The sequence below is a fragment of the Mesorhizobium sp. M1A.F.Ca.IN.022.07.1.1 genome (assembly GCF_003997575.1).
Taxonomy (GTDB): domain Bacteria; phylum Pseudomonadota; class Alphaproteobacteria; order Rhizobiales; family Rhizobiaceae; genus Mesorhizobium.
This window is the reverse complement of the sequence record NZ_RZST01000178.1, coordinates 1-12116: the sequence shown is the minus strand read 5'-3', so window position 1 is coordinate 12116 and position 12116 is coordinate 1. Positions and strand designations below refer to the sequence as shown.

General features: G+C 64.6%; 11 protein-coding genes. 6 read left to right on the top strand and 5 right to left on the bottom strand.

What is annotated here, in order from left to right:
- The coding region (locus EOA75_RS19585) for a kinesin (protein ID WP_127324937.1) at positions 1–4532 on the bottom strand (4532 nt) is incomplete at its 3' end.
- Between the two features lie 290 nt (positions 4533–4822).
- On the opposite strand from EOA75_RS19585, the gene EOA75_RS19580 reads away from it, so the two are divergent.
- From EOA75_RS19580 to EOA75_RS19570, 3 genes are all read left to right on the top strand, one after another.
- Entirely contained in the window at positions 4823–5191 is a 369-nt protein-coding gene (locus EOA75_RS19580) for an Hpt domain-containing protein (protein WP_066992375.1), read from the top strand.
- Between the two features lie 107 nt (positions 5192–5298).
- Positions 5299–5619, top strand: coding sequence for a 2Fe-2S iron-sulfur cluster-binding protein (locus EOA75_RS19575; protein WP_066992377.1), 321 nt, complete (start codon positions 5299–5301; stop codon positions 5617–5619).
- Positions 5620–5712: 93 nt separating this feature from the next.
- A complete protein-coding gene (locus EOA75_RS19570; protein WP_067319714.1) occupies positions 5713–6744 on the top strand; it encodes an NAD(P)/FAD-dependent oxidoreductase in 1032 nt (343 codons plus the stop codon).
- Positions 6745–6749: 5 nt separating this feature from the next.
- On the opposite strand, the gene EOA75_RS19565 is transcribed toward EOA75_RS19570, so the two are convergent.
- Positions 6750–8237: an MDR family MFS transporter gene (locus tag EOA75_RS19565; RefSeq protein ID WP_067319716.1), complete on the bottom strand. Its 1488-nt coding sequence runs from the start codon at positions 8235–8237 to the stop codon at positions 6750–6752.
- 220 nt (positions 8238–8457) lie between these two features.
- Positions 8458–9078 carry a DUF922 domain-containing protein gene (locus EOA75_RS19560; RefSeq protein WP_127324936.1) on the bottom strand — a complete coding sequence of 207 codons (621 nt, stop codon included), beginning with the start codon at positions 9076–9078 and terminating at the stop codon, positions 8458–8460.
- 84 nt (positions 9079–9162) lie between these two features.
- Between EOA75_RS19560 and folP the strand changes: the two genes are divergently transcribed.
- From folP to folK, 3 genes are read left to right on the top strand one after another with little or no spacing between them, the layout of a single operon-like run.
- Complete coding sequence (gene folP / locus EOA75_RS19555) at positions 9163–10014, top strand: dihydropteroate synthase (RefSeq protein ID WP_127324935.1); 852 nt, start codon at positions 9163–9165, stop codon at positions 10012–10014.
- Between the two features lie 2 nt (positions 10015–10016).
- Positions 10017–10376 (top strand): dihydroneopterin aldolase, encoded by a 360-nt coding sequence (gene folB, locus EOA75_RS19550; RefSeq protein WP_127216234.1) that lies wholly within the window; start codon positions 10017–10019, stop codon positions 10374–10376.
- Positions 10360–10872 carry a 2-amino-4-hydroxy-6-hydroxymethyldihydropteridine diphosphokinase gene (folK, locus tag EOA75_RS19545; RefSeq protein WP_127324934.1) on the top strand — a complete coding sequence of 171 codons (513 nt, stop codon included), beginning with the start codon at positions 10360–10362 and terminating at the stop codon, positions 10870–10872. Before folB ends, folK begins: the two co-directional genes overlap by 17 nt.
- Before the next feature lie 64 nt (positions 10873–10936).
- Here the strand turns inward: folK and EOA75_RS19540 are convergent, their stop codons facing one another.
- On the bottom strand, positions 10937–11485 hold the full coding sequence (locus tag EOA75_RS19540) for a DUF924 family protein (RefSeq protein WP_127324933.1): 549 nt from the start codon (positions 11483–11485) through the stop codon (positions 10937–10939).
- Between the two features lie 10 nt (positions 11486–11495).
- The coding region (locus EOA75_RS19535) for an NAD-binding protein (RefSeq protein WP_206517016.1) at positions 11496–12116 on the bottom strand (621 nt) is incomplete at its 5' end.

Sequence of the window (12116 nt, the reverse complement as noted above, 5' to 3'; positions counted from 1 at the left end):
TTGGTGCTCTGGCCGATATGCTGGCCGACCGCGGTGAAGGTTTCGGCAATGACGTTGGCGCGCGAGATGAGCTGCGCCTCGGCGCTGGAGACCTGCTCGTTGAGCTTCTGACCCATCGTTTCGGCGCCATAGGCGAGCCGGTTCTCGACGCTCGCAACCTGCTCCTCGACACGGGCCGCGGCCGCAGCGGCGCTCGAGGCCAGGCGTTCGTCGGCACCGGCGAGCGCCTGCTCGATCTCACGGGCGTGGACGGCGAGTTCCTGGCCGGTCTGGCGGGCACGGTCGGCGACGCGCTGCTCGGTGGCGGCGAATGCGCCGACAATGGTGTCGGCATGTTCGCCGATGGTCGAGGTGCTGCTGGCGATGCGCGACACCAAACGGTTGTCGGCGTCGTCGAAGATGCGGGCAATTTCAGACGCCCGCGACGACAGCGCCTCCGAACCTTCGGCAATGCGCGAGATCAGATGCTGGTCGGCGGCGTCGAAGATGCGGCCGAGATCCGAAGCGCGGGCGGCCAGCGCTTCGGCCGATTCGGTGATGCGCATGCTGAGGCGCTCGTCCGCGCCCTCGAAGTTGCGCAGGATGTCGCCGGCGCGGGCTGCGAGCGACTGCGCCGTTTCGACCGCGCGGGCGACCAGTTTCTGGTCGGCGGCGTCGAAGGTGCCGGCGATCTCGCCGGCACGGGCGGCGAGCTTGTCGGCGGTTTCCTCGGCACGGGCCATGAGCGCGTTGGACGCGTCATCGGCGCGGGCCATCAGCATACTCGAGGTGTCCTGCGCGCGCTCGTGCAGGCGGCGGTCGGCCTGCTCGAAGGCGTTGGCAATCTCTTCGGCCCTGGCGAGCAGCGCAGCCGAAGTCTGTTCGGCGCGTTCGGCGATCTTGCGATCGGCGTCGCTGAAGGCAGCGCCCGCCTGCTCGTGCAGCGTGCTGGTGATTTCCATCACCTTGTCGCGCAGCGCGCCGGCAACGAAGACTGCGGTCTTTTCGAGGACGCCGCGGACATTGTCGACGCCGGCCGAAAGCGCACGCTCCATGGTGCCGGCGCGTTCTTCGATGACGCCGGTCTGGCGGCTGAAGGCCTGCTCGATCTTCTCGACATCGGCAGCGATCGCCGCCGAGATGTCGCTGCTCTTGGCCGCGATCTGGTCGATATGGCCGGACACCGAACGGTCGACGTCCTTGCGCGCTTCGGCGAGCTTGACGAGGTCATCTTCCAGCGCGCGGGCCAGCATGTCGCGGCCTTCGGACAGCTTGCCGATGTGACCGGCGATGACGCCGTCGATCTCCGAGCGGCTTTCCGCCAGCTTCTGCAGATCGGATTCAAGCGCTCGCTTGAGGATGTCGCGACCTTCGGCGAGCTTTTCCACCTGGCCGGAGACCAGCCCGTCGATGCCGGCGCGGCTCTCGGCGAGCTTGGCCAGGTCGGCCTCGAGGGCGCGCGTGAGGACATCGCGGCCTTCCGCGAGCTTGTCCACCTGGGCGGCAACGAGGCCGTCGATCGAGGCGCGGCTTTCGGCGAGCTTGGCGAGGTCCGCTTCGAGCGCACGCTTGAGGATATCGCGGCCTTCGGCCAGCTTCTCCACCTGGCCAGCGACCAGACCATCGATCGAGGACCGGCTTTCGGCCAGCTTGGCGAGATCGTCCTCCAAGGCCTTGGACAGGGTCGAGCGGTCCTGGACCAGCCTGTCGGCGTGGGTCTGCATGAGGCCGCTGGCATTGGCCATGTCGGCATCCAGGACGCGCGACAGCTCGGCGCGATGGTCGGCGATCTTCTGCGAATGATCGACGATCGCGCCCTGGATGGTGTTGAGGTCCGCTTCCAGCGCGCGTTTGAGGATATCGCGGCCCTCGGCAAGCTTCTCGACCTGGCCGGCCACCAAGCCGTCGATGCTGGAACGGCTCTCGGCCAGCTTGGCCAGATCGTCCTCGAGCGACTTCGACAGCACGGCGCGGTCCTGGACGAGCCTGTTCTGGTGATCGGAGATTGCGCCGCCGACGGTCTGCAGGTCGGCCTCCAGGGCCTGCGACAGCTGAGCGCGTTCCTCCTGCACCTTCTCAGAGTGTCCCGCAATGGCACCCCTGATGGTGTTGATGTCGGCTTCCAGGGCACGCTTCAAGATATCCCGGCCTTCGGCGAGCTTCTCGACCTGGCCGGCGACCAGGCCGTCGATCGAGGCGCGGCTCTCGGCCAACTTGGCGAGATCGGATTCGAGCGTCTGGGACAGCAGGCTGCGGTCCTCGACAAGCCTGCCGGCGTGGCTGTCGATCAGGCTTCGGATTCCGCTCAGGTCGCCCTCCAGCGCGCGGCTGAGTTCACCCCTGTCCTCCGCGAGCTTGGCCGAATGGGTCTCGATCAGGTCCCTTATCCCGGCGATGTCGGTCTCCAGCGCCTTGGCGAGCACGGCGCGGCCCTCGGCGATCTTCTCGACCTGGCCGGCGACCAGGCCGTCGATCGAGGCGCGGCTGTCCGCCAGTTTGCCGAGATCGGCTTCCAGCGCGCGCGCCAGAATGTTGCGGCCCTCGGCCAGCTTGCCGACATGTCCAGCGACCATTTCGTCAATTATGGTGCGGGCTTGCACGAGTTTGCCGGAGTCTTCGTTCAGCGCCTGGGAGAGGCGGTTGCGACTCTCTTGGAGTTGCTCAAGATGGGCGCCGAGCGAGGCGTCGATGGCCGCGTGGGACTCGTTGACCTTGCGCAGGTCCTCTTCCAGCGCGCGCGAGATAAGGCTGCGGCCCTCGGCCAGTTTTTGGACCTGACTGGCCACGGCCTCATCGATGCCGGCGCGACTCTCGGCGAATTTCGCGAGGTCCTCCTGCATGGCGGCGGCCATACGGTTGCTGCTGTCGGAGAGCTTCCGGCTGTGGTCTTCGATGGCTTCGTCAATGCCGGCGCGAGCATCGGCGAGGCGCTGGATGTCGGAGTCGAAGGCGCGCGACACGACATGGCGGGCCGCCTCCATGCGTCCGGCGAAATCCGTGGCGCGGGCTTCGAGCATGGAAGAGGTCGACGAGATGATGTCGGCCATGTCGGCACCGATCTGGGTCTTGCCCTGATCGATCATCGACGACAGCTGGTCCTTGCTCTCGGCGAAGGTGTTGGCGATCTCGCGCGCACGTTCGACCAGAGTTTCGTTGATCTGGCGGGCACGCGCTTCGAGCGCGGCATTGAGCTTCTGGGTGCCGGTGTCGAGTGCTTCGGCGCGGGTCTGGAACTCGCTGATCAGCGCCTGGCCGCGCTCGGCCAGCGTCCGCTCGATGCCGCTGAGGCTTGCTTCGAACTCGGAGTTCAGTGTGCGGGCGGCGCCGCCGAGCAGCGAAACCATGCCGTTGGTGCGATCGTCAAGAAGATCGGTCAGCGAACGGGTAAGGCCGTCCGTGGTGTCGGTCAGCTTGGCGATGCGGGTGTCGAGCAGGCTGGCGAAGGCCTCGCCCGAGGTCGACAGGCGGTCAGTGATCGTGTCGAGCCGGGTTTCCACCGAATCGAAGATCGACAGCGAGCTCTCGTTGATGCGATCGATCAGCGTGTCGCCCGAATTGTTGATCGTCATCGACAGCTTGGTCGAGGCATTGAGGATCGAATCGCGGATGATATCGCTGGCGGCACCGATCTCGTCGCGCAGCGTCTCGTGCGCGCCGTGGATCGAAGCGCGCACGCGCTCGGCATGGCTAACGACAGCTTCGCGCTCGCTGCCCAGCCCGTCGACCAGCGAGCGGATACGCGCTTCGTTCTCGGAATAGGAGCGCTCGATCTGGTTGACTTCGCTGTGGACGAGGGTTTCGAGCTCGACAGCGCGGGCCAAAGTGCGTTCGATGCCTTCACCCATGGCGGCGACCTCGCGGCGAACGGCCTGACCGATCATCATGACGCGGTCTTGGGCAAGGTTTTCCGGCTCGGCGAGGCGGAAGGCCACTTCGGTCATGGATTGCGCGGCGATGCGCATTTCCTGCGCGCGCCGGATCATGGCGGCGAAGGCCCAGAACAGGATGACTGGGATGATCGCCGCGACCGCCAGGCCGATCAGCTCGGGGCGGGCGAAGAACTGGTCGAGAGTGCGGATCTGCCAGATGCTCGGCCCGAACAGCAGGTTGGCGAGGCCGCCGGCGCCCGCGATCCAGGCGAGTGAAATGAACGCGATCACCCAGTAAACGGTGCTCGAAGCGCGCCGGTTGAGGCCATGCAGAAGCGTCCGGTAATCCTTTTGGCGATCGTCATTGGCCGGCGTGAAACCGGCAGGAGCCGGCGTAAAACCGTTCGGTTGCGAGGCGCGCGATTCGAGCGGGCGCAGTTCCGCCGGCTTCGGCTGGGGCGCCGCCTTCGCGGCCTGAGGCTCATTTGCCGGCTCGATTCTATGGCTGCGGCCTTCGCGCGCCAGTTCATCCGCGGCCGCCGAAATCTGGGCCTCGAGATCTTCCATCGACGCCGCCATGTCGAGCCCGCCTTCGTCGCCGTTCAGGTCAAGGTCAAGCGCCTTTTCCAGTTCCGCGGCCACGTCGCTCTCGAGAGATTTGGTCGTCGTCGGTTTCTTAGCCATGCCTTCGCTACCCTGTACTAGCTGCCGCGGGACTTATGATTTTGGCCTGATTCTGGCTTGTCTGGTCCCAGACAGGAGGCTGAAAATGGACGTTCGTATCGTAATGACACACACGGGTAAAGAAAACATGCATTCCCGGCGATACGTAAAACTTTAAATATAAGGTTAACGAGAGCGTGATTTGGCTGCCTCCGTGACAACATTTTTCCCCGGCAATCGTTAACCCGTTGGCGACGGGAATCCGCCTATTTTCGGGCCGCCGGCCGCCCTTTCTTGGAGTAGCAGTGCGTATGCGTGGCGAGATTGGTATTGCGTTTTCCATGCCCGGCGGGGACGTGTCGGGGACGGCAGGTTCGCGACCTGTGGATATGGCCCACCTTGCGCGGCAGACGATGGATGATCGCGCGCTCGAACAGGAGGTGCTGGCGCTGTTCGTGCAGCAGGCGCTTTCGGTGCGCGACAAGATCGTCGATGCCGATGCCAAGGAACGGGTGCTCCTTGCACACGGCCTGAAAGGCTCGGCCCGCGGCATAGGCGCCTTTGCCGTCGCCGAATGCGCTGCAGCCATTGAAAAGCAGCCTGAGGATGGTCGCATCCTGAGGAAGCTGGGCGTGCTGATCGATGAAGTGCGGGACTTCATCGCCGCCATCAGCCGGTAGTCCTCCAGGGAGCACATCCAGAAAAAGCGTCATGCGGTGGCGCTTTCGCGCCGCAGTTGACTTGTCCGGCGGAGTGATTATCTCGGCTGCGACTCCTCAGGTGACAAATGGCCAAGCTGACTTACATCGCCAATGACGGTACTCAATTCGACGTGGAGGCCGAGAACGGCTCGACCGTCATGGAAAACGCGATCCGCAACGCGGTGCCCGGCATCGAGGCCGAATGCGGCGGCGCCTGCGCCTGCGCGACCTGTCATGTCTATGTCGACGAGGCCTGGACGGGTGAGGTCGGCGAGCCGGAAGCGATGGAGGAGGACATGCTGGACTTCGCCTACGACGTCCGGCCCAACTCGCGCCTGTCCTGCCAGATCAAGGTGCGCGACGCGCTCGACGGGCTGGTCGTGCGCGTTCCCGAACGGCAGGGCTGAACCAAGTCTCCATTTCCAATTTTGCCGTGGCTGCTTGGCAGCGGGCCAATGCTCATGCACTGTCGCCAGCATTCCCAAAATGGGGCGGAGCTGATGACGGACACGATCAAGACGGACGTACTCATTGTCGGGGCAGGGCCGGTCGGCCTATTCGCCGTGTTCGAACTCGGGCTCTTCGACATGAAGTGCCATCTCATCGACATCCTCGACCGTCCCGGCGGGCAATGCGCCGAACTCTATCCGGAAAAGCCGATCTACGACATTCCCGGCTGGCCGATGATCACTGCGCAGGGTCTGGTCGACAAGCTGCTCGAACAGATCCATCCCTTCAAGCCGGACTTCACTTTCAACCGGATGGTCTCAAGCCTCGAAAAGCTCGAGGACGGCAGCTTCCGCGTCACCACGGACGAGGCTGAGGTGTTCGAAGCCAAGGTGGTGGTGATCGCCGCCGGCGGCGGCTCATTCCAGCCCAAGCGACCGCCCATCCCGGGCATCGAGAGCTACGAAGGCAAGAGCGTGTTCTATTCGGTCCGGCGCATGGAAGATTTCCGCGGCCACGATCTCGTCATCGTCGGCGGCGGCGATTCGGCGCTCGACTGGACGCTCAACCTGCAGCCGATCGCCAAAAGCGTGACACTTGTCCACCGGCGTCCGGAATTCCGGGCTGCGCCCGACAGCGTCAACAAGATGTACGCCATGCAGGAGATGAAAGAGCTGGAATTCCTGGTCGGTCAGGTGAGCGGGCTCGCAGGCGCCGACGGCCAGCTCTCGTCCGCCACCATCAAGGGTGGCCCGGATGGCGACATCGAGGTGCCATGTACGCGCATGCTGCCGTTCTTCGGCCTCACCATGAAACTCGGGCCGATCGCCGAATGGGGGCTGAACCTGCATGAGAACCTCATCCCGGTCGACACCGAGAAATTCCAGACGTCGGTTCCCGGCATCTTCGCCATCGGCGACATCAACTGGTATCCGGGCAAGCTGAAGCTGATCCTCTCAGGTTTCCATGAGGTCGCCCTGATGGCGCAGGCCGCAAAACGCATCGTCAGCCCGGGCGAGCGCATCGTCTTCCAGTACACGACCTCGTCGACCAGCCTGCAAAAGAAGCTCGGCGTCCACGATTGACGTGATCATTCGGCGAGCACGGGCGCTGCGTGCTCGTCCTTGCCGCGCAGCGGCTTTTCCGGCATCAGCGCCAGCGCGATCAATGCAAGAACAAGAGTGATGCCGGCGGTGAGGAAGATCATCACGAACGGCATTGCCGATGTCAGCTCGATATGCGTCTGCGAGCCCTCGGCGGCGAGCGGCAGGCCGTAGCCGAGCGCGACGGCGCCGAGCAGGGCGACGCCAAGCGCGCCGCCCAGTGTGCGCAGGAAGGTCAGGACGCCAGTCGCGACACCGAGATGGGCGCGATCGACCGCATTCTGTACCGAGACGGTGCTGACCGGGAAGGTCGTGCCACTGCCGAGGCCAATGAGGGTCGTCAGGATTTCGACTTCGAGCAGCGACGCGTGTGTCGCAATGGCACTCAGCACCCCGATGCACGCGATCGCCAAACTGACGCCGACCATGGCAATGCGCTTGTAGTGGACGAAGCGCGGGATCATGCGGCCGCTGAAAGTGGCACCGGCAACGGTGCCGAGCAGGAGACCCAGCATGGCGATGCCGGATTCACTGACCGAGAGCCCGACGACCGATTGCAGATAGACCGGCAGGTAAACCGACGCCCCGATATTTGCCGCCTGCAGCAGGAACATCGACAACGTGCCGGCGAGCACGATCCGGTTGCCCAGCACCTCGAGCGAGATCAAAGGCTCACTGGCCCTCAGCAGCCGCAGCGCGAACAACGCCCAGAACGCGGCCGAGCAGGCCACCAGCCCAAGGATTTCCGGCGAGAACCACGGATAGGTGCTGCCACCCCAGTTGAGCGCCAGAAGCAGCAGCGCCGTGGCGATCACCAAGAGCACTGCGCCCAGCCCGTCGATGCGGTGATGTTTTGCCGCGATCGGCAACTTCTTCAGCGGATTGTTGATGATGGCCATCGCCAGGAAGCCGATCGGCAGGTTGATCCAGAAGATCAACGACCAGTGGAGATGCTCTGCGAAGACACCGCCAAGCAGCGGGCCGGCGACGCTGGCCACCGCCCAGGTGCCGGAGATCCATGCGGCGTAGCGGGCCCGCTCGCGTGGCGGCACCAGATCGCCGATGACGGTTTGCGTCAGCGCGAAAAGGCCGCCACCGCCGGCCCCCTGGATCGCCCGGCCGATGACCAGCACCAGCATGTTGGGGGCCAGGGCGCTGACCAGCGATCCCAAAAGAAAGATCAGGATGGCGGCGTAGATGACCGGCCGGCGGCCGTAGACGTCGGAAATCTTGCCGTAGAGCGGCGCCATCGCGGTGGCCGTCAGCAGATAGCCGGTCACGATCCAGGGCAGGTATTCGGCGTGGCCGAGCGCGCGCGCGATGGTCGGCAAGGCAGGCGACACAATGGTCTGGTCAAGCGCCGCCAGAAGCATCGACAAGAGCACGCCGCCGATGATGGCGTTTTTCTCGCTCTCGCTGATCGACGGCGAGGCCGTTGTCCTCATCGTCGTGCGATTGTCGACGGTCTGGTCCATGCGTCACTCTTTCAAGGTCGGTGCGCCGTCGGCAAGAAGCAGCCGGTGCGGGGCGTCCTGCGCCCGTCATTCGTATCTCGGTTTCCAAAGTCCGCCGGACGGCAAACCCGATATATGTCGGTCGATATAGGCCGTTTTCGACCGATGCTCGAAAGTTTTCTGGAATCTGGCACCATTGTTTCGGCGGTGTTGGCTTTCGCCGGCACCACCGGTCAAATGGTCAAGCCGGCGGCAACCGCCCGCTTTGGGTGCGCTGCATCCGGTAGCGCAGGAGCCGGATGATTCGGCTCTCGAAATTGACGCTTTCGACGCGGTCGAACTGCACCTGGGCGCGATCGTGCTTGGCGAGGATGGCGGCCGAGATCTGGGCGGCCTGGGCCTTCGCGGCTTCGCAGGTCCTTTGCGGATAAGTCGCCTTCAGCGCGTCCTCGAGTTCGCGCGCGTGGTTCTTGGCGATCTCGACATGGCGCTCTTCGTGGCGCTTGATGTCGGCCGACAGCGTATCCCAGAACAGCCTGACCTGCGAATCCGCCTTGCGCGGGCGCCGCCATTCCGGGAGGATCACCTTGACCTTCACGGTCACCTGCGCGTTCGCGATCCGGCAGGAATTCGCGGTCTGCGCGTAGCTGACGCGGGTGGTGAAGGCCATCTGCGTTGCGCCCGGATGCCGGGAGCCGGTGCTCTTCACTTCCGGTCCGTTTTTCGTCAGCTGTTTTTCGATGTCGTCCAGCGTGCGGCCGCCGACGCTGAAATAGCTGTAGGTCTTCACCAGATTCGCCGCGGCGGCCGGCGTGGCGGCCAGCGTGAGCATCAGGGCGCAGAGCAGGGAACGGTTCATCATGTTGCCTCTTCACGCACCTTGCTTTACGGCCGTTGCCGGCGCAACGAAATTGATTTCGCGCGGATCACGCATGGTTGATGGACAATGACGACAAGGCGGTGGCAGCTCGCGCATGGACGCCATCTCGACCTCGGCCCCAAGTCGGTCGTGGTCGGCATCCTCAATGTCACGCCGGATAGTTTTTCCGACGGGGGATTGTTCATCGCGCCGGAGAAGGCGATAGCCCAGGCGCGCCGCATGGCGGAAGAGGGCGCGGCCATCATCGACATCGGCGGGGAATCGACGCGGCCCGGTTTTGCCCCGATCAGCGCCGAAGAAGAGCAGACGCGGGTGCTGCCGGTCATCGAGGCGCTCGCGGCATCGGGCGAGGCGCTGATTTCGGTCGACACCTATCGCGAGGACACCGCGCGGCGGGCCGTCGCTGCGGGGGCGCATATCGTCAACGATGTCTGGGGACTGCAGCGCGAGCCCGGCATCGCGAGAGTCGCGGCCGAGACCGGCGCCGGCCTCATCATTATGCATACCGGCCGTGAACGCCAGAAGCTGCCGGACGTGATCGAGGACCAGCTTCTGTTCCTCAGCAAATCGCTGGAGATCGCGCGCGCCAGCAATGTTGCCGAGGACCAGATCGTGCTCGACGCCGGTTTCGGCTTTGCCAAGGAAACGACGGAGGAAAATCTCGATCTGATGGCGCGGTTCTCCGAGCTTCAGGCGCTCGGCTTTCCGCTGATGGCGGGAACGTCGCGAAAGCGTTTTATCGGCGGCGTCACCGGGCGCGAGCCCGCTGAGCGCGCTGTCGGCACGGCGGCCACGAGCATCATTCTGCGGCTCAAGGGAGCCGATCTTTTTCGCGTCCACGATGTCGCAATCAACGTGGATGCGCTGGCGATGGCCGATGCTATGCTGGCGCGAGAAAAACTTTCTCCCGGACGCTGACGATGTATGTCATCCGCATGAAGAACTGCGCCTTCTTTGCCCGGCACGGCGTGCTGGACGAGGAGGAGACGCTCGGTCAGCGTTTTTATGTCGACGCCGAACTCATCGTCGAGCCCAGCCGGCCGCTGGAGGACGATTCGATCGAGGATACCGTCAATTACGGCATCGCCTTCGCGGTCATCGAGAAGATCGTCACCGGGCACCGGCGTTTCCTGATCGAGGCGCTGGCGCTGGAAGTGGCGAAAGCGCTGGCGGCGCGCTTTCCACAGATCAGGAAAGCGGAAATTACCGTGCGCAAGCCGAACGCCCCGGTTCCGGGCGTGCTCGATCATGTCGAGGTGACAGTTGTCTGGCCTCAATAGCGCCGTCTACCTTAGCCTCGGCGGCAATCTCGGCGATCCGGCGAAATCCATGGCCGCGGCGCTGCGCATGCTGGACGGCGACGACAAGACGCGCGTCACCGCTGTTTCCTCACTGTATCGGACGCCGCCGTGGGGCAAGCTCGACCAGCCGGATTTTCTTAATGCCTCGGCCGGCATCGAAACCGCGCGCTCGCCACGCGACCTGCTCGATCTCTGCCTGGATGTCGAGAGGCGCCTGAAGCGGGTGCGCGAGGAACGTTGGGGGCCGCGCCTGATCGACATCGACATTCTGGTGTTCGGTGACCGGGTGATCCACGAGACGGGTCTTGAGGTTCCCCACCCGCGCATGCTGGAGCGGGCCTTCGTGCTGGCGCCGCTGGCCGAGATCGCGCCCGATCTTGTGGTCGGCAACAAAAGCGTGTCGGAGCGGCTCGGCGCCGTCGATATTTCGGGGATCGAGCGGCTGCCGTCCGGCCGCGAGTGGTGGCTCGGCTGAGCCGTTTGTTTTCAAGCAATTTTCTGGGCGGAAAACCGCTACACTTCTGGAATTGGTCCGGCTATCAGCCGGAGAAACCGCCGCCCTCGAGAAACGTCTTTTCCTCGGGCGTCGTCTCGCGGCCGAGCATTTTGTTGCGGTGCGGAAAGCGCCCGAAGCGCTGGATGATCTCCAGGTGCTCCTTGGCGTATTTGATATAGTCCGGCGCCCTCGCCGCTGTGAGTTCGAGCGAGCGTTCCTGATCCGCGAGCGACTCCGAATGCTCGAAGGGGAGATAGAGGAAGACACGAAGCGCTTCTTCGAGCTCAAGATCCTGACCGGCGGCGATCGCCAGGTCGGCGAAATGCCTGGCCAGCGGATCGGTCGCGTACATATGTCCGGTGCCGCGGAAGCAGTTGCGCGGAAACTGGTCGAGCAGGATCATCAGCGCCAGCGATCCTTCGGCATGCTCGCTCCAGGCGTCGCATTCGCGCCGGGCGGCGGCGTGGTGCAGCTCGAGGAAGCAGTCGCGGAAACCCGAGTCGAACGCGTCGTTCTTTTCGAACCAGGCGTCCTCGCCGGCATCGCGCCAGAATTTGGTGACGGCAAGCGCCCGAGGGTCGAGTTCTGCCATGCGTTGCTCCTCAGCTCTTCGTCTCTGCCTTGTTCAGCACGCCGGCCGTCTCTTCGTTCAGCGCCCGGCCGGCGCGGCGCGGCTGCGCGAGCGGGGTCGGGATCGGCGTGCCGATATTGCCTTTGAGAAAGCGCTGGCCGGCGCGGATACCTTCGGCGAGCTGTGTCTCGATGCGAGCTGTGTCGCGGCGGCGAACGTCCTCGATCACCTCGGCTACCTCCTCCGGATCGACGCCCAGCGCTTCCAGGGCCGAGCCGCCGAAGACCAGCGCCGATTCAAAGGTCTCGCGCAACTGATAGTCGACGCCGGCGCGGATGAGTTGCAGCGCGGTGCCGCGGTCGAAGGCGCGCGCCAAGATAGTAACCAGCGGGAATTCCGCCTTGATCAATTGCGCGATGCGCACGGCCACGTCCGGTTTGTCGACGCAGATCAGCACGGCGCGCGCGCGGCCAGCGCCCGCCGCACGCAGGATGTCGAGCCGCGTGCCGTCGCCGTAATAGACCTTGAAGCCGAAATCGGCCGCCGCCTGGATCATCTCGACCTCATTGTCGATGATCGAGACGTCGAGGCCGCGCAAAAGCAGCGGCTGGCTGGCGATCTGGCCGAAGCGGCCGAAGCCGATGATCAGCAC